A 20,813-nucleotide genomic window follows, 5' to 3' on the forward strand; every position below is an offset into this window, starting at 1 on the left:
CCGGCTACTGCTCTTCCTTCGCGACCTTGGTGATCGACTCGGTGACCTGCTGGGGCGACTTGGAACCGGCGATGAGGGCGGCCACGCTGTCGTTGACCTCCTGGCCGACGGCGGGCGCGTACGCCTGGTCGAGGTAGAGCTGGAAGCCGGTGGCCGCCTTCAACTGGGTCTGCACCGCCTTGAGGTTGGGGTCGGTGAGCGCGCTCTCGGCGGCCGGGACCACGGGCAGCACGCCGGTCTTCTTGACCAGTTCGGTGTCGGTGGCGGCCGAGGCGAAGAACTTCAGGAAGTCGACGGCCGCCTGCGGGGCGCCCGCGCGCAGGGCGTGTCCGCCGCCTCCGCCGAACACCTCGGTGAGCGCCCCCTGGCCGCCCTCGACCTCGGGGAACGGGAAGAAGCCGAGGTTCGTGCCGAGGCCCTTGCCCATGTCGGCCTCCACCACCGGCGCCCACTGGCCCATGAGTTCCATCGCGGCCTTGCCGTTGCCCACGGTGGCGGCCTGGCCGGTGGGGCTGGAGTAGGCGGCGCCGAGGAAGCCCTTCTGGAACGGCTGGAGGTCGACGAGGTCCTGCAGATGCTGCCCGGCCTGGACGAGGCCCTCCCCGGTGAAGTCCTTGTCGTCGCTGGCCTTCTGGAGGGCGTCGATCCCGGCGGTGCGCATCGCGAGGTAGGCCCAGTAGTACATACCGGGCCACTTCTCCTTGCCGGCCAGGGCGAGCGGGGTGATGCCCGCCGACTTCAGCTTCCGTACGGCGTCGAGGAAGCCGCTCCAGGTGGTCGGGGGCGTGCTGATGCCGGCCTGCTTGAAGAGCGCCTTGTTGTACCAGAAGCCGATCATGCCGATGTCGAACGGGATGCCGTAGGCCTTGTCGTCGAAGAGGTAGGGCTCCCGGGCGACGGGCAGCAGGCCGTCCGCCCACTCCTTGGTCCTGTCGGTGAGGTCCTCGACGAGGCCGGCGTCGATCTGCTGCTTCAGGACGCCCCCGCCCCAGGTGTGGAAGATGTCGGGCAGCTTCCCGGAGGCGGTCAGCGCGGTCATCTTCGATTTGTAGGCGTCGTTCTCCAACTGGACGATCTTGATCTTCACGTCGGGGTTCTGGGCCTCGAACTGCTTGGCCAGGCCGGCCCAGACGTCCTTGGTCGGCTGGGTGGTGGAGATGTTCCACCACTCGATCGTGGTCGTCCCCGACGACCCTCCGTCCGAGTCGCCGCCGCAGGCGCTCAGTGCCGTCATGCTCAGCCCGGCCGCGGCGGAGGCCGCCAGGAAGCCGCGGCGGGACAGTGCCGGGTCGCCCATCATGCGCTCCTTGGGGTACGGGACGGCACACACCCGCGTCCGTCCGGTTTCGAAAGTTTCGACGGAGATTCAGAAAGCTTCGTCGCTGCCGCACCCTAGAGACAGGCTCCGATGGGTGGCAACCCCTTGAACACAGGGAATCCGCCGACCGGTTGGCTCAGCGGGACGGACGGTGCTCGTACCAGTCGAAAGAAGGTGGGGAGCCCGGGATGCTGGAGGCCACGATCGGACCCCCCTGGGACCGGCCCTTCGGGCACTTTTGGCGCTCTCCAGGTGGATGCGGGCCCGGCGCGCCCCCGGGGCGCGCGCATCAGCCCTTCCGGGGGAAGTGATCGAAACATTCGGCCTCATCGGCGAACATTACGGAGCTGACTGTAAGGGGCCGCCCGGGGACGGACAAGGCCGCGTGAGCTCCCCGAGCGCTGCGGCACCGGCGATGTGGCCCCTAGGACACGACCCCGGCCGACATCTCCGGCTCCCCCGACCGCCGTGCGGGCGCCGGCCGCAGGCTCAGCACCATGGTCAGCCCGCCGCCGGGCGTGTCCTCGGCGGTCAGCGTGCCGCCCAGCGCCTCGGCGAAGCCGCGCGCGACCGCGAGACCCAGACCGACCCCCGCCCCGCGCGGGGCGTCCCCGAAGCGCTGGAAGGGTTCGAAGATCCGTTCCTTGGCCTCGTCCGGGACGCCCGGTCCCCGGTCCACGACCCGGACCTCCACCCGGTCCGCGATGGCGCTCGCCGACACGAGGACGGGTTTGCCGTCCGGGCTGTACTTGACGGCGTTCTCGACGATGTTGGCGACCACCCGCTCCAGCAGGCCCTTGTCGACGGCGACCATGGGCAGGGTCTCCGGGATGTCCAGCTCCACGCCGTCTTCCGGGACCCCGCCGAGCGCCATCGGCACCACCTCGTCGAGGTCGACCTCGCGGACGATCGGCGTGACGGTGCCGGTCTGGAGGCGGGAGATGTCGAGCAGGTTGCCGACGAGATGGTCGAGCCGGTCCGCGCCCTCCTCGATGGCCGCCAGCAGTTCGGCCTCGTCCTCCTCGGACCACTCGACGTCGTCCGACCGCAGCGAGGACACCGCCGCCTTGATCCCGGCCAGCGGGGTCCGCAGGTCGTGGCTGACGGCGGCCAGCAGCGCCGTACGGATCCGGTTGCCCTCGGCCAGCGCGCGGGCCTGGTCGGCCTCCTCCTGCAGGCGCCGCCGGTCCAGGACGACAGCCGACTGGGCGGCGAAGGCGGCGAGGACACGTCGGTCCTCGGCGGGCAGCGCCCGGCCGGTGAGCGCCAGCGCCATGTGGTCGCCGACCGGCACCTCCACGTCGGCGTCCTCGGGGCAGCGCACGGGCCCGGGCCCCACGCTCCCCGCGCAGGTCCACGGCGCGAGGTCGCCCTCGCGCTCCAGCAGCGCCGCCGACTCCATGCCGAAGGTCTCCCGGACCCGCTCCAGCAAGGCCTCCAGGCTGGTCTCCCCGCGCAGCACATTGCCCGCCAGGTAGGAGAGGATTTCCGACTCGGCCCGCAGCCGGGCCGCCTGGTGCGTGCGCCGGGCCGCCAGGTCCACCACTGACGCCACGGCGACGGCGACACCGACGAAGATCGCGATGGCGACGATGTTCTCCGGGTCGGCGATGGTGAGGGTGTGCACCGGTGGGGTGAAGTACCAGTTGAGCAGCAGCGAGCCGGCCACCGCCGAGGCCAGCGCGGGCAACAGCCCGCCGAGGAGTGCCGCGGCCACCGTCAACGACAGATACAGCAGCATGTCGTTGGCCAGTCCGACACCGGGTGCGAGCGAGGTCAGCAGAAGGGTGAGGAGGACGGGGCCGAGTACGCCGACGAGCCAGCCCCCGCTGATCCGCGACCGGCCGAGCCGTGCGCCCCGGGCCACGGGCAGTCCGCGCCCCTTGCCCGCCTCGCCATGGGTGATCAGGTGGACGTCGAGGTCGGGCCCGGACGCCCGGGCGACCGTCGCACCGACGCCGGGGCCGAGGACGTACTGCCAGCCCTTGCGGCGGGAGACGCCCAGCACGATCTGGGTGGCGTTCACGCCCCGGGCGAAGTCGAGGAGCGCGGCCGGTATGTCGTCGCCGACGACGTGGTGGAAGGTGCCGCCGAGGTCCTCCACCAGGGTGCGCTGGACGGCGAGTTCCTTGGGAGAGGCCGAGGTCAGGCCGTCACTGCGGGCTATGTAGACCGCCAGCACCTCGCCACCGGCACCTTTCTCGGCGAGCCGTGCCGCCCGCCGGATCAGCGTCCGTCCCTCCGGGCCACCGGTCAGGCCGACGACGATCCGCTCACGTGACCCCCAGATCCGGGAGACCTCGTGTGCGCTGCGGTACTCGTTGAGGTACTCGTCGACCCGGTCCGCGACCCACAGCAGGGCCAACTCCCGCAGGGCGGTGAGGTTTCCGGGGCGAAAGTAGTTCGACAGGGCGGCGTCGACCTTGTCGGGCTGGTAGATGTTGCCGTGCGCCATGCGGCGGCGCAGGGCCTGTGGCGACATGTCGACCAGCTCGATCTGGTCGGCGCGGCGCACCACTTCGTCGGGGACGGTCTCCTGCTGCCGTATGCCGGTGATCGACTCCACGACGTCGCCGAGGGACTCCAGGTGCTGGATGTTCACCGTGGAGACGACGTCGATGCCGGCGGCGAGGAGTTCCTCGACGTCCTGCCAGCGCTTGGCGTTGCGCGAGCCCGGGACGTTCGTGTGGGGCAGTTCGTCGACCAGGGCGACCTGGGGGCGGCGGGCCAGGACGGCGTCGAGGTCCATCTCGGTGAAGGCGCCGCCCCGGTGGTCGAGGTGTCTGCGGGGTATCTGTTCGAGGCCGTGCAGCATCACCTCGGTGCGCGGCCGGTCGTGGTGCTCCACGAAGGCCACCACACAGTCCGTGCCGCGCTCGACGCGCCGGTGCGCCTCGGACAGCATCGCGTAGGTCTTGCCGACGCCCGGTGCCGCACCGAGGTAGATGCGGAGCTTGCCGCGTGCCATGTCACCCTTCAAAGCGGTAGCCCATGCCGGGCTCGGTGATCAGATACCGGGGGTGGGAGGGATCCGCCTCCAGCTTGCGGCGCAGTTGCGCCATGTAGACCCGCAGGTAGTGGGTCTTGTGGCCGTGCGACACGCCCCACACCTCCCACAGCAGGTGCGCCTGCGTGACGAGCCGCCCGGGGTGGGTGACCAGGATCTCCAGCAGATGCCACTCGGTCGGGGTGAGCCGGATGTCGTGCCCGCCCCGGACGGCCTTCTTCGCGAGCAGATCGATGGTGAAGTCGTCCGTGTCGACGAAGGTGGTCTCCGGGGGGAGCGGGGTGTCCTCGGTGCGGCGCACGGCGGCCCGCACCCTGGCCATGAGCTCGTCCATGCCGAACGGCTTGGTGACGTAGTCGTCGGCGCCCGCGTCGAACGCCGCGACCTTCTCGTCGGACGCCTGACGGGCCGACAGCACCAGGATCGGCACACGGCTCCCGCCGCGCAGCGCCCGGATGACGTCGAGCCCGTCCATGTCGGGCAGCCCGAGGTCGAGCATCACCACGTCCGGCTGATGCGCGGCCGCCAGCCGGAGGGCCGTCGCGCCGTCGGGCGCCGCGTCCACTCCGTACCGGCGTGCCTGCATGTTGATCACGAGTGCGCGTACGAGCTGGGGATCGTCGTCCACGACCAGCACCCGGGTCATCCGTTGTCCTCAGCTGCCGTCGACCAGTTCCTTGAGCGCGATGTTGAGTTCGAGGACGTTCACCCGGGGCTCGCCCATGAAGCCGAGGGTGCGGCCTTCGGTGTGGTCCTTCACGAGTTTCTCGACCTGCGCGACGGACAGGCCGTTGCGCTCGGCGACGCGGTGTACCTGGAGTGCGGCGTAGGCCGGGGAGATGTCCGGGTCGAGGCCCGAGCCGGAGGAGGTGACCGCGTCGGCGGGGACCTGGGAGGGCCTCACCTTGTAGTCGGCCGTGGAGTTCTCCTTGACCACCTTGGCCTTCGCCTCCTCGACCCACTTGACGAGCTCGGGGTTGTCGGCGGAGCGGTTGGTGGCGCCGGAGAGGATCAGCTTGTACTGGGTGTTGACCGAGTTCTCGCCCAGTCCGCCCGCGGGGCGCGGCTGGAAGTAGTCCAGGCTGTAGCCCTGTTGGCCGATCAGCGAGGAGCCGACGACCTTGCCGTCCGCCGTGATCTCGGAGCCGTTCGCCTTGTGGGTGAACAGCCCCTGGGCGATGCCGGTGACCACCAGCGGGTAGATGACGCCGGTCACCAGGGTGAGTACGAGGAGGGCGCGCAGGCCCGCCCCGAGCAACCGGGCGGTGTTCGTGATCGAGTTGTTCATGGCGGTCACCCGATCCCGGGGATGAGGGAGATGAGCAGGTCGATGAGCTTGATGCCGATGAAGGGCGCGACGAGTCCGCCGAGGCCGTAGATGCCGAGGTTGCGCCGGAGCATCCGGTCCGCGCTGACCGGCCGGTAGCGCACGCCCTTCAGGGAGAGCGGGACCAGCGCGATGATGATCAGCGCGTTGAAGACGACAGCGGACAGGATCGCGGAGTCCGGCGAGGAGAGGCCCATGATGTTGAGCTTGTCCAGGCCCGGGTAGACCGCCGCGAACAGCGCCGGGATGATCGCGAAGTACTTGGCGACGTCGTTGGCGATGGAGAACGTGGTCAACGCGCCCCGGGTGATGAGGAGTTGCTTGCCGATCTCGACGATCTCGATGAGCTTGGTCGGGTCGGAGTCGAGGTCGACCATGTTGCCGGCCTCCTTGGCGGCCGACGTACCGGTGTTCATGGCCACGCCGACGTCCGCCTGGGCCAGCGCGGGGGCGTCGTTGGTGCCGTCACCGGTCATCGCGACGAGCTTGCCGCCGGCCTGCTCCCGCTTGATGAGCGCCATCTTGTCCTCGGGAGTGGCCTCCGCCAGGAAGTCGTCGACGCCCGCCTCCTCGGCGATCGCCTTGGCCGTCAGCGGGTTGTCGCCCGTGATCATGACGGTCCTGATGCCCATGCGGCGCAGCTCGTCGAACCGCTCGCGCATGCCGTCCTTGACGACGTCCTTGAGGTGGACGACCCCCAGCACGCGGGCGCCGTCGGCGTCGTCGACCGCCACCAGCAGCGGTGTGCCGCCCGCCTCGGAGATCCGGTCGGTCACCTCCTGCGCGTCCTCGGCGATCTCGCCGCCCTGCTCGCGCACCCAGGCGACGACCGAACCGGCCGCGCCCTTGCGGATCTTGCGTCCGTCGACGTCCACACCGGACATGCGGGTCTGGGCGGTGAAGGCGATCCATTCGGCACCGACCAGCTCGCCCTGGTGCCGCTCGCGCAGACCGTACTTCTCCTTCGCCAGTACGACGATGGAGCGGCCCTCGGGCGTCTCGTCGGCCAGCGACGACAGCTGCGCGGCGTCGGCCACCGCGGCCTGAGTCGTCCCGCGCACCGGCACGAACTCCGAGGCCCGGCGGTTGCCGAGGGTGATGGTGCCGGTCTTGTCGAGCAGCAGGGTCGACACGTCACCGGCGGCCTCGACGGCCCGGCCGGACATGGCCAGTACGTTGCGCTGGACCAGCCGGTCCATGCCCGCGATGCCGATCGCCGAGAGGAGCGCGCCGATCGTGGTCGGGATGAGGCAGACCAGCAGCGCCACCAGCACGACCATCGTCAGACGGGTGCCGGCGTAGTCGGCGAACGGCGGCAGCGTGGCGCAGGCCAGCAGGAAGACGATCGTCAGCGAGGCGAGCAGGATGTTCAGCGCGATCTCGTTGGGCGTCTTCTGCCGGGCGGCCCCCTCCACGAGGTTGATCATCCGGTCGAGGAAAGTCTCGCCCGGCCGCGTGGTGATCTTGATGACGATGCGGTCGGACAGGACCTTCGTACCGCCCGTCACGGCGCTGCGGTCACCACCGGACTCCCGGATGACGGGCGCCGACTCACCGGTGATCGCCGACTCGTCGACGCTCGCGACGCCCTCGATGACGTCACCGTCGCCGGGGATGATGTCGCCGGCCTCGCAGACGACCAGGTCGCCGATCCCCAAGGCGGTGCCGGGAACGCGTTCTTCGCGGGCCCCGACGAACCGGCGCGCCACGGTGTCGGTCTTGGCCTTGCGCAGGGTGTCGGCCTGCGCCTTGCCACGGCCCTCGGCGACCGCCTCCGCCAGGTTGGCGAAGACGACGGTCAGCCACAGCCAGGCGCTGATCGTCCAGCCGAACCAGTCGTCCGGGTCCTTGAAGGAGAACACGGTGGTCAGCAGGGAGCCGATCCACACCACGAACATCACGGGCGACTTGACCATCACCCGTGGGTCGAGCTTGCGGAAGGCGTCCGGCAGCGACGTCAGCAGCTGCCGGGGATCGAAGAGGCCCGCGCCGACACGGCCCTCGGGGGACTTGTGCCCGGTGAGCACGTCGCTGTGCGGCGCCCGGGCCTGCGTGGCTGTGGACATCGAGTCCTCTTGCTTCGTTACGTCGGTGCTCATGCCGCCAGCCCCTCGGCGAGCGGCCCGAGCGCGAGGGCGGGGAAGTAGGTGAGACCGGTGATGATCAGGATCGCGCCCACCAGCAGGCCGGTGAACAGCGGCTTCTCGGTGCGCAGGGTGCCGGCGGTGGCCGGGATGGGCTTCTGCTCGGCGAGCGAGCCGGCCAGCGCCAGCACGAACACCATCGGAAGGAAGCGGCCGAGCAGCATCGCCAGGCCGAGCGTGCTGTTGAACCACTGCGTGTCCGCGTTCAGGCCGGCGAAGGCCGAGCCGTTGTTGTTGGCGGCGGACGTGTAGGCGTACAGGATCTCGGAGAAGCCGTGCGCGCCCGAGTTGGTCATCGAGTCGGCGGGGGTGGGCAGGGCCATCGCCGCGGCCGTGAGGACGAGGACGAGTGCCGGGGTGATGAGGATGTAGCAGGCGGCCAGCTTGATCTCGCGGGTGCCGATCTTCTTGCCGAGGTACTCGGGCGTGCGGCCGACCATCAGGCCGGCGATGAACACCGCGATGATCGCCATGATCAGCATGCCGTAGAGGCCGGAGCCGGTGCCGCCGGGCGCGATCTCGCCCAGCATCATGCCGAGCATGGTGATGCCGCCGCCGAGGCCGGTGAAGGAGGAGTGGAAGGAGTCCACCGCTCCGGTCGAGGTGAGCGTGGTCGACACCGCGAAGATCGACGAGGAGCCGACGCCGAAGCGGACCTCCTTGCCCTCCATCGCACCGCCGGCGATCTGGAGTGCCGGGCCGTGGTGGGCGAACTCCGTCCACATCATCAGGGCGACGAAGCCGACCCAGATGGTGCCCATGGTCGCGAGGATCGCGTAGCCCTGCCTGACCGAGCCGACCAGGATGCCGAACGTCCGCGTCAGCGCGAACGGGATCACCAGCATCAGGAAGATCTCGAAGAGGTTGGAGAACGGCGTCGGGTTCTCGAACGGGTGGGCGGAGTTGGCGTTGAAGTAGCCACCGCCGTTGGTGCCCAGTTCCTTGATGGCCTCCTGGGAGGCGACCGCGCCCCCGTTCCACTGCTGCGACCCGCCCATGAACTGGCCGACTTCATGGATCCCGGAGAAGTTCTGGATCGCGCCGCAGGCGACGAGGACGACCGCGGCGATGAGAGCCCCCGGCACCAGGACGCGGACGACACCGCGCACCAGGTCGGCCCAGAAGTTGCCGAGCTCACCGGTGCGGGACCCGGCGAATCCGCGCACGAGCGCCACCGCGACGGCGATACCGACGGCCGCCGAGACGAAGTTCTGCACGGCCAGCCCGGCGGTCTGCACGACGTGGCCCATGGCCTGCTCGCCGTAGTACGACTGCCAATTGGTGTTGGTGACGAAGGACGCGGCGGTGTTGAACGCCTGGTCCGGGTCGATGGCTCTGAAGCCGAGTGAGCCGGGCAGCACGCCCTGGAGCCTCTGCAGCAGATACAGGAAGAGCACGCCGACCGCTGAGAAGGCGAGCACCCCGCGCACGTAGGCGGGCCAGCGCATCTCGGTGTCGGGGTTGGCACCGATGCCCCGGTAGATCCACTTCTCCACACGCCAGTGGCGGTCGGAGGAGTAGACCTTGGCCATGTAGGTGCCGAGGGGAACGTAGGCGAGCGCCAGGGCGCCTATGAGGGCCAGCAGCTGGAGCACGCCGGCAAGTACGGGACCCATCTCTCCCGCCGCGGTAGCAGCTGATGTCACCGTCAGAACCTCTCCGGAAAGATCAGGGCGAGGACGAGATAACCCAGCAGGGCGACGGCCACGACCAGGCCGACGATGTTCTCGGCGGTCACAGCTTCGTCACCCCCTTGGCGACGAGGGCCACCAGTGCGAAGACCGCGACGGTGGTGACGACGAAGGCCAGATCGGCCATCGTGAGCTCCTGGAGGTGAGGTTCGTTCGAACAGCGACGATTAGAGGAAACCGCCTGCGGGGCCGGAATCGAGCGCCGTTGACGGCTCCCATACGCCGCTCCACGCGCCTTTGACGGGACCCTGACGCAGAGGCGCCGCGACCCGCCCGTGACCCTCTCCCCACCCACGAGCGGCCCCTCCGCGCCGCCCACGGCCATGACACCGGGTAGCCGCCCCACGGCACCGCCCCGCCCCGTCCTCGTCCGGCCGACTCGGCGCCGGAAACCTCCGTAACCTCCTTTCTTGATGCTCAGCCCCGCCCGTACGGCCAGTCTTAACGGAAGCTTGACGCCCGGACGCCCCTTGATCCCTGGGCCAGGCGTCACTCTCTGCTTACGCTGGTGCGGCCGTCCGCGTGATGGCCGGAAACCGCACGTTCAGCCGCACCGCACGCTGAGCCGCACCTCAGGAGCACGCCGATGGCCACCACCGAGCACCCACCGCCCAGTCGCCTGCGCACCTGGATGCTGGAGGGCCTGTCCGACATGGGCAAGGGTGGCGGCCATGTGGGCCCGCACGCCGAACCGGAACCGGCCCACAAGGGCCAGCCCTGGTACCGGGTCATGTGCCTGACCGGTGTCGACTACTTCTCGACCCTCGGCTACCAGCCGGGCATCGCGGCCCTCGCCGCCGGCCTGCTGTCGCCGATCGCGACCATCGTGCTGGTGATCGTCACCCTGGCCGGAGCCCTGCCGGTCTACCGGCGCGTGGCCGAGGAGAGTCCTCGCGGCGAGGGCTCGATCGCGATGCTGGAGCGCCTGCTGTCCTTCTGGCAGGGCAAGCTGTTCGTCCTGACCCTGCTCGGCTTCGCCGCCACCGACTTCCTGATCACCATCACCCTCTCCGCGGCGGACGCCTCGACCCACCTGGTCGAGAACCCGCACCTGAACAGCGCCCTGCACGACAAGCAGCTGCTGATCACGCTCATCCTCGTGGCGCTGCTCGGCGCGGTCTTCCTCAAGGGCTTCCTGGAGGCCATCGGGGTCGCGGTCGCCCTGGTGGGCGTCTATCTCGCGCTGAACGCCGTCGTCGTGATCGTCGGCCTGTGGCACGTCATCACCGAGGGCCACGTGATCACCGACTGGTCCAGTGCCCTGACCGCGGAGCACGGCAACGTCTTCGTGATGATCGGTGTGGCCCTGATCGTCTTTCCCAAGCTCGCACTCGGCCTCTCCGGCTTCGAGACCGGCGTCGCCGTCATGCCGCACGTCAAGGGCGACCCGGGCGACACCGAGGAGCAGCCGGCCGGCCGGATCCGCGGCACCAAGAAGCTGCTCACCTGCGCGGCCCTCATCATGAGCGTCTTCCTGATCACCACCAGCTTCATCACCACCCTCCTGATCCCGGAGAAGCAGTTCGAGGAGGGCGGCAGCGCCAACGGCCGCGCGCTGGCCTATCTGGCACACGAGTACCTGGGCAACGCCTTCGGCACGGTCTACGACGTCTCGACGATCGCCATCCTGTGGTTCGCCGGCGCCTCCGCCATGGCCGGACTGCTCAACCTGATGCCCCGCTACCTGCCCCGCTACGGCATGGCCCCGCACTGGGCCCGAGCGGTGCGCCCGATGGTCATCGTCTTCACCCTGGTCGCCTTCCTGGTGACATGGATCTTCGACGCCGACGTGGACGCCCAGGGCGGCGCCTACGCCACCGGGGTCCTCGTGCTGATCAGCTCGGCCGCGATCGCCGTGACCATCGCCGCCCGCAAGGCCGGCCAGCGCAACTGGACGATCGCCTTCGCGATCATTTCGGGGGTGTTCCTCTACACGACGATCGCCAACGTCATCGAACGCCCCGACGGTGTGAAGATCGGCGCCTGCTTCATCGCCGGCATCATCCTCGTCTCCCTCCTCTCCCGTCTGGCCCGCGCCTTCGAGCTCCGCGTGACGGGCGTGACGCTGGACGACATGGCGGAGCGATTCGTCCGGGACATGGCCAGCCGGAAGATCCGGTTCATCGCCAACGAGCCCGACCAGCGCGACAAGGCCGAGTACCGCGACAAGATCGAGCAGATCCGGCAGGACAACGACATCCCCGGCGAGGACTTCGTCTTCGTCGAGGTCACCGTCGGCGACCCCTCCGAGTTCGAGGCCGGACTGACCGTACGCGGCGAGGTCCTGCACAACCGCTACCGCGTGCTGACCCTGGAGTCCTCCTCCATCCCCAACGCCCTGGCGGCCCTGCTCCTGCACGTCCGCGACTCGACCGGCTGCACCCCGCACATCTACTTCGAGTGGACCGAGGGCAACCCGTTCGCCAACTTCCTGCGCTTCTTCCTCTTCGGCCAGGGCGAGGTCGCCCCGGTCACCCGGGAGGTCCTGCGCGAGGCGGAACCGGACCGCGCCCGCCGCCCCCGCGTCCACACGGGCTGACACCCGCACGGGCACTTCGGCGTCAGAGACCCGTCAAAGTCCCCTCGTCCGGCGTCAGAAGACCGTCAGCACCGCCCCCGCACCCCACCCGGCGGCCTACCGTCGGCCCCATGCGGCTCAGCGAACCACCGACCACGGCCGGCGACCGTCACTGGCGGTCCCAGGCCCGGTCGGCGGTGGCCCACGCGCTGGGCTTCGGCGCCCTGACCCTCCTGATCGACTGGGACGCCGAGACGCTCACCCCGGCCGCGCCGTCCTCTGGCTCGTCCTCTGCGCCACGGTGCTCGTCGTCCTCCTCCCCCACCGCGTCACCGCCGGCCCCGGCTGGCTGGCGGTGCGCGGCCCCCTCCACCGCCGCGCGGTCCGCACCGACGCCCTGACCGCCGTACGGCAGTACACCGGAGTCTCCGCCCACCTGGTCCTGCGGGACGCCCACGGCCACCGGCTCGAGCTGGACCCCCGGGTCCTTGTCGACAACCCGCTGCTCTGGCACCAGCTGGACACCGGCGTACGCCGCTCCCTGGAGCGCGGCACACTGCGCCAAGGCGCCGACGTCCTGGAGCGCCTGGGCCACGAGATCGACGACAGGATCACCCGGGCGGTGCTGAAGGCCTCCGGACCGCCCTGACCACCGGGGGACCGGGCCACGCCCCACCCCTGCGTGCCCCTATCGTGGCCGACATGCAGTCCTACACCATCGGTCAGGCCGCCCGGCTGCTGGGCGTGAGCCCCGACACCGCACGCCGCTGGGCGGACGCGGGCCGGGTGGCGACCCACCGCGACGAGACCGGACGACGCCTCATCGACGGCAAGGACCTCGCCGCGTTCTCCGTCGAACTCGCCGGCTCCGGCAGCGGCGAGGAGGGCGCCGCCTCCTACACCTCGGCCCGCAACGCCTTCCCCGGCATCGTCACGGCGATCAAGCTCGGCGACGTCGCCGCCCAGGTCGAGATCCAGGCCGGCCCGCACCGGCTCGTCTCCCTGCTGACCCGGGAGGCCGTCGAGGAACTCGGCCTGGAGGTGGGCATGGAGGCGACGGCCCGCGTGAAGTCGACGAACGTCCACATCGACCGCACGTGAACCCCTGTCGCAAACCTGCTGCCGCACCAACGCACATGCGTGACGTTGACCGCACTTGCCCCTGCTCATGCGATGCCACAGGAGACTTCCGGCTCGCATATGCGCCAGTATGATCTGCGTAGCGGGAGAGGCCGTCGGCCCCTTCCCCGTCGAGGACAGAGGGAGTGCCCGTGATGACCCGTTCCGCGCGCCGGCCCCGCCGGACCCTGCAGGTGGCGGGGGTCGCCGCGCTGCTGGCCCTGAGCGCCTGCTCCGCGTCCGACGACCAGTCGCCCGCCTCCGCCTCCGCCTCCGACTCCTCGGGCTCCTCCCCGTCGAAGCTGTCCGGCACGGTGACCGTCTTCGCGGCCGCCTCCCTCAAGGAAAGCTTCACGACGCTGGGCACGGAGTTCGAGAAGGCCCACCCCGGCACGAAGGTCACCTTCAACTTCGGCGGCAGCGACACGCTCGCCGCGAGCATCACCGGCGGCGCCCCGGCCGACGTCTTCGCCGCCGCCAGCGCCAAGACCATGGCGATCGTGACCGACAAGAAGGACAACGCCACCACGCCGGTCACCTTCGTCCGCAACCAGCTGGCGATCGCCACCCTGCCGGGCAACCCCGACAAGATCGCCTTGCTCAAGGACCTCACCAAGTCCGGCCTGAAGGTCGTCCTGTGCGACAAGACGGTCCCGTGCGGTGCCGCCGCCCAGAAGGCCCTCGACGCGAGCGGTCTGAAGCTGACCCCGGTCTCCTACGAGCAGGACGTCAAGAGCGCCCTGACGAAGGTCGAGTTGAAGGAGGCCGACGCCGCGGTGGTGTACAAGACCGATGTGCGCGCGGCGGGTGACAGGGTGGAGGGCGTGGACTTCCCCGAGTCGGCCGACGCCGTCAACGACTACCCGATCGCCCTCCTCAAGGACGCGCCGAACGCCGAGGCGGCCAAGGCCTTCATCGCCCTGGTGCGCTCCGCGGAGGGACAGCAGGTGCTGTCCGAGGCCGGGTTCCTCAAGCCGTGACCGACCGCGGCCGCGTTCCCCACGCCTCGCCGTCTCCGTCTCCGTCTCGGTCTCCGTCTTCGGGAAAGGCGGCCGGCGGGGACGTCCTCCGGGGCGGCCCACGGCGGAGTCACGTCCGCACGGGCGTGCCCTTCGCCCTTCTCCTCCCCGCCCTCCTCGGCCTGGCCTTTCTCCTCCTCCCCCTCGTCGCGCTTCTCGTCCGCGCCCCCTGGCACAGCCTGCCCGAGCAGCTGACGAGCCCTGAGGTGTGGCAGGCGCTCCGCCTGTCCCTGGTCTGCGCCACGGCGGCGACCGCGCTGAGCCTGGTCATCGGGGTGCCGCTGGCCTGGCTCCTCGCCCGCACGGACTTCCCCGGCCGAGGCCTCGTCCGGGCGCTCGTCACCCTGCCGCTGGTCCTGCCTCCGGTCGTGGGCGGTGTGGCCCTGCTCCTCGCCCTCGGCCGCAACGGCGTGGTCGGGCAGTGGCTGGACTCCTGGTTCGGCATCACCCTCCCCTTCACCACGACCGGTGTGATCCTCGCGGAGACCTTCGTGGCGATGCCGTTCCTCGTCATCAGCGTCGAGGGCACCCTGCGCGCCGCCGACCCGCGCTACGAGGAGGCGGCCACCACTTTGGGCGCCTCCCGCTTCACCGCGTTCCGCCGGGTGACCCTTCCCCTGATCGCACCGGGCATCGCGGCCGGCGCCGTGCTGGCCTGGGCCCGCGCCCTCGGTGAGTTCGGCGCGACGATCACCTTCGCGGGCAACTTCCCCGGCCGCACCCAGACGATGCCCCTCGCGGTCTACCTCGCCCTCCAGAGCGACCCGGAGGCCGCGATCGCCCTCAGCCTGGTCCTGCTCGCCGTCTCGATCGCGGTCCTGGCGGGCCTGCGGGACCGCTGGATGACGGCGTCATGAGCAACACCGAGGACGTCATGGACGAGACCGAGGACGTCATGGACGAAACCGAGGACGTCATGGATGAAACCGAGGACGTCATGGACGAAACCGAGGACGTCATGGACGAGGGCCTGGACGCCCGTCTCGTCGTCGACCGCGGCCCTTTCCGCCTCGATGTCTCGCTCACCGCCGCGCCCAGCGATGTCGTCGCCCTCCTCGGGCCCAACGGCGCCGGCAAGACGACGGCCCTGCGCGCCCTGGCCGGCCTCGTCCCGCTCACCGACGGCCATCTCCGGCTGGACGGAAGGGAGTTGGACCGTACACCACCGGAATCCCGTCCGGTGGGCGTGGTCTTCCAGGACTACCTGCTCTTCCCGCACCTGACCGCCCTGGACAACGTGGCGTTCGGCCCCCGCTGCCACGGTGCCACCAAGGCGGAGGCCCGCGCCCAGGCCGCCGGGTGGCTGGAGCGCATGGGCCTCGCCGACCACGCCGGAGCCAAGCCCCGCCGCCTCTCCGGCGGCCAGGCCCAGCGCGTCGCCCTGGCCCGCGCCCTCGCCACCCACCCCCGGCTGCTCCTGCTCGACGAACCACTGGCCGCCCTCGACGCCCGTACCCGCCTGGAGGTACGCGCCCAACTCCGCCGTCACCTGGCCGACTTCGAGGCGGTCGCCGTCCTCGTCACACACGACCCGCTCGACGCCATGGTCCTCGCGGACCGCCTGATCGTCGTCGAACACGGTGAAGTCGTCCAGGAAGGCACCCCTTCCGACATCGCCCGCCACCCGCGCACCGACTACATCGCACAGCTCGTCGGCCTGAACCTGTACCGGGGCCACGCGGACGGCCACACGGTCCGCCTCGACGCGGGCCCCGCCCTCACCACCACGGAACTCCTCTCCGGTCCCGCCTTCGTGGCGTTCCCCCCGAGTGCGGTCACTCTCCACCGCGAGCGCCCCACCGGCGCCAGCGCCCGCAACCTCTGGCGCTGCGAGGTCGCCGGCCTGGAGACCCACGGCGACCAGATCCGCGCCGACCTCACCGGCGAACTCCCCCTCGCCGCCGACCTCACCACGGTCGCCGCGGCCGAACTCGACCTGCGCCCGGGCGCCCCGGTCTGGGCGACGGTCAAGGCGGCACAGACGCACGCATACCCGGCATAGCGGTCATGGGGTCCTACGGTTGTTGCTCATGACCTTGAGCATCCGCAATCAGCTTCCCGGCACCGTCACCACCGTCACCCCCGGCGAGGTGATGGCCACCGTCGGGGTCCGCCTCACCGGCGGTCAGTCCCTCACCGCGGCGATCACCCGGGACGCCGTGACCGAACTCGGCCTCACCCCGGGCTCCTCCGTCCGTGCCCTGGTGAAGTCGACGGAGGTCGCCGTCGCCACCGGCCCGGTCGAGGGTCTGTCGATCCGCAACCGCATCCCCGGAACGGTCACCGGCATCGTCACCGGCGGCGCGATGGCCTCGGTCGGACTGTCCGTCGACGGCGGCGAGCTGACCGCCGTCATCACCAAGGACGCCGTCGACGACCTCGCCCTGACGACCGGCTCCCGCGCCGTCGCCCTGATCAAGTCGACCGAGATCTCCCTGGCGACGGCCTGAGACACCGAGGGCTCCCGCCCGAACCGGACAGGAGCCCTCAGCCGCTGCGCGTCAGTCCTCGTACGCGTCCAGCGGCGGGCACGAGCAGACGAGGTTGCGGTCACCGAAGGCCTGGTCGATCCGGCGCACCGGCGGCCAGTACTTGTCGGCGGCGGACACCCCGGACGGGAAGACGGCCTCCTCCCGCGTGTACGCGTGCTCCCACTCCCCACCGAGCGCGGCCGCGGTGTGCGGGGCGTGGCGCAGCGGGTTGTCGTCGGCGGGCCACTCGCCGGAGCCGACCTTCTCGATCTCCGCACGAATGGCGATCATCGCCTCGCAGAAGCGGTCCAGCTCGGTCAGGTCCTCCGACTCGGTCGGCTCGATCATCAGCGTCCCGGCCACCGGGAACGACATCGTCGGCGCGTGGAACCCGTAGTCGATGAGCCGCTTGGCGACGTCGTCGACGCTCACGCCGGTCGCCTTGGTCAGCGGCCGCAGATCGATGATGCACTCGTGCGCGACCAGGCCGCCCGGGCCGGTGTAGAGCACGGGGTAGTGCGGCTCGAGCCGCTTGGCGACGTAGTTGGCCGACAGCACCGCCACCTGCGTGGCCCGCTTCAGCCCCTCACCGCCCATGAGCCGCACATACGCCCACGAGATCGGCAGGATCCCCGCGGAACCCCACGGCGCCGCCGAGATCGGCCCCACACCGGTCTCCGGCCCGGCGGCGGGCTGCAGCGGGTGGTTCGGCAGATACGGCGCCAGGTGCGACCGTACGGCCACGGGGCCGACGCCCGGACCACCGCCGCCGTGCGGGATGCAGAACGTCTTGTGCAGGTTGAGGTGCGAGACGTCACCGCCGAAGTGCCCCGGCTTGGCGAGCCCGACGAGGGCGTTGAGATTGGCACCGTCGACGTACACCTGCCCACCGGCCTCGTGCACCTGCGCGCAGATCTCGGCGACGTGCTCCTCGAACACGCCGTGCGTCGACGGATACGTGATCATCAGCACCGCCAGCTCGTCCCGGTGCTTCTCGATCTTCGCCCGCAGATCCTCGACGTCGATCTCGCCGTCCCCGGCGGTGTTCACGACGACGACCTTCATCCCGGCCATCACGGCGCTGGCGGCGTTCGTCCCGTGTGCGGACGACGGGATGAGGCACACGGTCCGCTGCTCGTCGCCGTTGGCCCGGTGGTAGCCACGTACGGCGAGCAGACCGGCCAGCTCCCCCTGCGACCCGGCGTTCGGCTGCAGCGACACCTTGTCGTAACCGGTGACCTCGGCGAGCCGCTCCTCCAGCTCACGGATGAGGGTGAGGTAGCCCTCGGCCTGCTCGGCGGGGGCGAAGGGGTGCAGCTGCCCGAACTCGGGCCAGGTGACCGGCTCCATCTCGGTGGTGGCGTTGAGCTTCATGGTGCAGGAGCCCAGCGGGATCATGCCGCGGTCGAGCGCGTAGTCGCGGTCGGCCAGCTTGCGCAGGTACCGCAGCATCGCGGTCTCGGAACGGTGCTGGTGGAAGACGGGGTGGGTGAGGATCTCGTCGGAGCGCAGCAGCCCGGCCGGCAGAGCGTCCTCGGCGACGGCGTCGAGCGCCTCGATGTCACCCTCGACCCCGAAGGCGCTCCAGACGGCACCCACCTGGGCCCGCCCGGTGGTCTCGTCGCAGGCGATCGACACCCGGTCGGCGTCGACGAGGTGCAGGTTGACGCCGTTCTGCCGCGCGGCGGCGACGACCTCGGCGGCCTTCGCGGGCACGCGGACGGTAAGCGTGTCGAAGTAGGAACCGTGCACCACCTCGACACCACCGGCCGTCAGCCCCGCGGCCAGGATCGACGCGTACCGATGCGTCCGCCGCGCGATCCCCTGGAGCCCCTCGGGCCCGTGGTAGACGGCGTACATCCCGGCCATGACGGCGAGCAACACCTGCGCGGTACAGATGTTGCTGGTCGCCTTCTCCCGGCGAATGTGCTGCTCACGTGTCTGCAGTGCCAGCCGGTACGCCTTGTTCCCGTCCGCGTCGACGGAGACGCCGACGAGCCGCCCGGGCAGGCTGCGCGCGAACTTCTCGCGGACGGCCATGTAACCGGCGTGCGGCCCACCGAAGCCCATCGGCACACCGAACCGCTGCGTCGTCCCGACCGCGATGTCCGCCCCCAGCTCCCCGGGCGAGGTCAGCAGCGTCAGCGCGAGCAGATCGGCGGCCACAGTGACGAGTGCCCCCAGCTCATGGGCCTGCTCGATGACCGGCTTGATGTCGCGTACGGCCCCGGAGGCCCCCGGGTACTGGATCAGTACGCCATTGATCTCCCGCGCGGCGATCTCGGCCGGAATGCCCTCGCTGAGGTCGGCGACGACCACCTCGGCACCGGTCGGCTCGGCGCGGGTCTCGATCACGGCGATGGTCTGCGGCAACGCGTCCGCGTCGACCAGGAACAGACCCTTCTTGTTCTTGCCCATGCGCCGGGACAGCGCCATCGCCTCGGCGGCGGCCGTGCCCTCGTCGAGCAGCGAGGCACCCGAGGTCGGCAGCCCGGTGAGGTCGGCGACCATCGTCTGGAAGTTCAGCAGCGCCTCGAGCCGCCCCTGCGAGATCTCCGGCTGGTACGGCGTGTAGGCCGTGTACCAGGCCGGGTTCTCCATGACGTTCCGCAGGATGACGGGCGGCGTGAACGTGCCGTAGTACCCGAGCCCGATCATGGAGTCGAGGACCTGGTTACGGTCGGCCAGGGACCGCAGCTCGGCGAGCACCTCGGCCTCGGTGCGCGCACCCGGCAGATCCAGCGCGTCGGCGTTCTTGATCACATCCGGCACGGCGGCGCTGGTGAGCTCGTCCAGCGAGCCGTACCCGACCTGCGCGAGCATCTTGGCCCGCGCCTCCAGGTCGGGCCCGATGTGGCGCTGCTCGAAGGGGATTCCCTGTTCGAGGTCGGAGAGCGGAATGCGATGGGCGGTCATTGCGGAGGCCTCCTGGTCTGACGCGACCTTCGAGGGGCACCACGGCACGGGTACCCGGACGGCCTCCCCCTCTGTCATCTCAACCTGAGAGCTTCACCGGCCGCCCGAGGGAGCCCGGCTTTCACCGTCGGTGAGAGCGGAAGCCGTCGACACCCGCCCTGCTTTCCAGAGTGACCTCGTCCGTGCGGTACGTGAGCCTGAGAGATTCCGGGGAGGATTTGCTCCTTCGGCGCCTCCGGATATCTCCGGAGGACTCTCCCGCACGGGGTCAGCAGCCGCTTGCCAGCGTACCAGCGAGGTCGACACCCGGTCCCTCGAGTGGCCACGCTCCCCAATGTGCTCTTTTGTAGTGCTTACGGATGAGTTGCGACCACATGGAGGGCCCGTGCAGACGGACATCGATCCGCGCAACCTGATCGGCCGCAAGGCGTTCGACCGCAACGGCATCAAGATCGGCACGATCGACGAGGTCTACCTCGACGACGCGACCGGAGTGCCGGAGTGGGCGGCCATACGGACCGGCCTGTTCTCCCGGGACGCCTTCGTCCCCCTGGAGCCCAGCGAACTGGTCGATGGCACGCTGCACGTCCCCTTCGACCGCGCCCTGATCAAGGACGCCCCGGACTTCGGCGTGGGCCGCCACCTCTCCCCGGAGCAGGAACTCCAGCTCTACCACCACTACGGCCTCGACCTCGGCGCCCCTCCCCCGCTCCCGGACCATGACTTCGGCAGGATGGCCGGCACGGACGAGCCCTGACCCGGTCAGGAACAGGCCCGTATCAGTCCGGCGAGCATCCCGGCGGGGTCATACAGAAGCCGGGCTCCGTCCGTGACGACCTGGCGTGTGCCTGCGTCCAGAGGGTCCGTCCGAGCCCAGTCGGCCGGACCGATGCCCACCTCGATCTCCAGCCCGGAGGCGGTGACATGCCGCCATTCGGTGACGGGCCCCCACGCATGGACACGCACCACCTCGCCCAGGGCGAGCTCGCGCACCCATGCGTCGTCCTCGGCGTACCGCGACGGCTCCGTCGTGAGCAACACGAGATCGACGTCGGAGTCCGGGCGCGCGGCCCCACGCGCATACGACCCGACGAGGAGCAGTCCTGCGACGTCACTCCTGTTCCTGGCCCAGCGAGTGACCCGATCGACGACCTCCCGCACCTCGGCCTCCCGCTCCACGGACACCCCGCCCGCGCCCGCGGACTGGTTCCCCCGCAGTTTCATGCCGTTCCCCCTTCAGCTCAGGCGCCGCCTCGCTCGACACCTTCATCCACTTCACTCTC

The 20,813-nt window shown here is 70.3% G+C and carries 17 protein-coding genes and 1 riboswitch; of the genes, 8 read left to right on the forward strand and 9 right to left on the reverse strand.

Annotation, left to right across the window (positions count from 1 at the left end; translation table 11 throughout):
* Positions 1 to 4: 4 nt before the first annotated feature.
* From IE263_RS45985 to kdpF, 7 genes are all read right to left on the reverse strand, one after another.
* On the reverse strand, positions 5 to 1,297 hold the full coding sequence (locus IE263_RS45985; protein WP_189944149.1) for an extracellular solute-binding protein: 1,293 nt from the start codon (positions 1,295 to 1,297) through the stop codon (positions 5 to 7).
* Between the two features lie 445 nt (positions 1,298 to 1,742).
* Positions 1,743 to 4,286 (reverse strand): DUF4118 domain-containing protein, encoded by a 2,544-nt coding sequence (locus IE263_RS45990; RefSeq protein ID WP_189944126.1) that lies wholly within the window; start codon positions 4,284 to 4,286, stop codon positions 1,743 to 1,745.
* A 1-nt stretch (position 4,287) separates the two neighbouring features.
* Positions 4,288 to 4,971 (reverse strand): response regulator, encoded by a 684-nt coding sequence (locus IE263_RS45995; RefSeq protein WP_189944127.1) that lies wholly within the window; start codon positions 4,969 to 4,971, stop codon positions 4,288 to 4,290.
* A gap of 9 nt (positions 4,972 to 4,980) precedes the next feature.
* On the reverse strand, positions 4,981 to 5,613 hold the full coding sequence (locus IE263_RS46000) for a potassium-transporting ATPase subunit C (protein ID WP_189944128.1): 633 nt from the start codon (positions 5,611 to 5,613) through the stop codon (positions 4,981 to 4,983).
* Between the two features lie 5 nt (positions 5,614 to 5,618).
* A complete protein-coding gene (kdpB, locus tag IE263_RS46005; protein WP_189944129.1) occupies positions 5,619 to 7,751 on the reverse strand; it encodes a potassium-transporting ATPase subunit KdpB in 2,133 nt (710 codons plus the stop codon).
* The gene (gene kdpA / locus IE263_RS46010) at positions 7,748 to 9,412 is read right to left on the reverse strand and encodes a potassium-transporting ATPase subunit KdpA (protein ID WP_189944130.1); all 1,665 of its coding nucleotides are present in this window, start codon (positions 9,410 to 9,412) and stop codon (positions 7,748 to 7,750) included. Before kdpA ends, kdpB begins: the two co-directional genes overlap by 4 nt.
* A 32-nt stretch (positions 9,413 to 9,444) precedes the next feature.
* Positions 9,445 to 9,534: a K(+)-transporting ATPase subunit F gene (gene kdpF / locus IE263_RS46015; protein WP_016434100.1), complete on the reverse strand. Its 90-nt coding sequence runs from the start codon at positions 9,532 to 9,534 to the stop codon at positions 9,445 to 9,447.
* A 539-nt stretch (positions 9,535 to 10,073) separates the two neighbouring features.
* On the opposite strand from kdpF, the gene IE263_RS46020 reads away from it, so the two are divergent.
* The 7 genes from IE263_RS46020 to IE263_RS46050 all read left to right on the forward strand — a co-directional run bounded on the left by IE263_RS46020 (position 10,074) and on the right by IE263_RS46050 (position 16,593).
* A complete protein-coding gene (locus IE263_RS46020; RefSeq protein ID WP_189944131.1) occupies positions 10,074 to 12,026 on the forward strand; it encodes an APC family permease in 1,953 nt (650 codons plus the stop codon).
* Positions 12,027 to 12,306: 280 nt separating this feature from the next.
* Entirely contained in the window at positions 12,307 to 12,654 is a 348-nt protein-coding gene (locus IE263_RS46025; protein WP_308430827.1) for a hypothetical protein, read from the forward strand.
* A gap of 53 nt (positions 12,655 to 12,707) precedes the next feature.
* Positions 12,708 to 13,106, forward strand: coding sequence for a TOBE domain-containing protein (locus tag IE263_RS46030; protein WP_189944132.1), 399 nt, complete (start codon positions 12,708 to 12,710; stop codon positions 13,104 to 13,106).
* A 173-nt stretch (positions 13,107 to 13,279) separates the two neighbouring features.
* Positions 13,280 to 14,104 (forward strand): molybdate ABC transporter substrate-binding protein, encoded by an 825-nt coding sequence (gene modA / locus IE263_RS46035; RefSeq protein WP_189944133.1) that lies wholly within the window; start codon positions 13,280 to 13,282, stop codon positions 14,102 to 14,104.
* A complete protein-coding gene (locus tag IE263_RS46040; RefSeq protein WP_189944134.1) occupies positions 14,101 to 15,000 on the forward strand; it encodes an ABC transporter permease in 900 nt (299 codons plus the stop codon). The genes modA and IE263_RS46040 overlap by 4 nt, the downstream gene beginning before the upstream one ends.
* 59 nt (positions 15,001 to 15,059) lie before the next feature.
* Positions 15,060 to 16,145, forward strand: a complete 1,086-nt coding sequence (locus IE263_RS46045) for an ABC transporter ATP-binding protein (protein WP_189944150.1) — start codon at positions 15,060 to 15,062, stop codon at positions 16,143 to 16,145.
* A gap of 28 nt (positions 16,146 to 16,173) precedes the next feature.
* Complete coding sequence (locus tag IE263_RS46050; protein WP_189944135.1) at positions 16,174 to 16,593, forward strand: TOBE domain-containing protein; 420 nt, start codon at positions 16,174 to 16,176, stop codon at positions 16,591 to 16,593.
* Positions 16,594 to 16,644: 51 nt separating this feature from the next.
* On the opposite strand, the gene gcvP is transcribed toward IE263_RS46050, so the two are convergent.
* Positions 16,645 to 19,530, reverse strand: coding sequence for an aminomethyl-transferring glycine dehydrogenase (gene gcvP / locus IE263_RS46055; protein WP_189944136.1), 2,886 nt, complete (start codon positions 19,528 to 19,530; stop codon positions 16,645 to 16,647).
* A 175-nt stretch (positions 19,531 to 19,705) separates the two neighbouring features.
* Positions 19,706 to 19,801: riboswitch (glycine riboswitch) on the reverse strand.
* A gap of 114 nt (positions 19,802 to 19,915) precedes the next feature.
* Between gcvP and IE263_RS46060 the strand changes: the two genes are divergently transcribed.
* Positions 19,916 to 20,287 carry a PRC-barrel domain-containing protein gene (locus tag IE263_RS46060; RefSeq protein WP_189944137.1) on the forward strand — a complete coding sequence of 124 codons (372 nt, stop codon included), beginning with the start codon at positions 19,916 to 19,918 and terminating at the stop codon, positions 20,285 to 20,287.
* Positions 20,288 to 20,292: 5 nt separating this feature from the next.
* Here IE263_RS46060 and IE263_RS46065 read toward each other — a convergent pair whose 3' ends face one another.
* The gene (locus tag IE263_RS46065) at positions 20,293 to 20,754 is read right to left on the reverse strand and encodes a nucleotidyltransferase domain-containing protein (protein ID WP_189944138.1); all 462 of its coding nucleotides are present in this window, start codon (positions 20,752 to 20,754) and stop codon (positions 20,293 to 20,295) included.
* Between the last annotated feature and the right edge of the window lie 59 nt (positions 20,755 to 20,813).

Source organism: Streptomyces aurantiogriseus, from assembly GCF_014649375.1.
Taxonomy (GTDB): Bacteria; Actinomycetota; Actinomycetes; order Streptomycetales; family Streptomycetaceae; genus Streptomyces; species Streptomyces aurantiogriseus.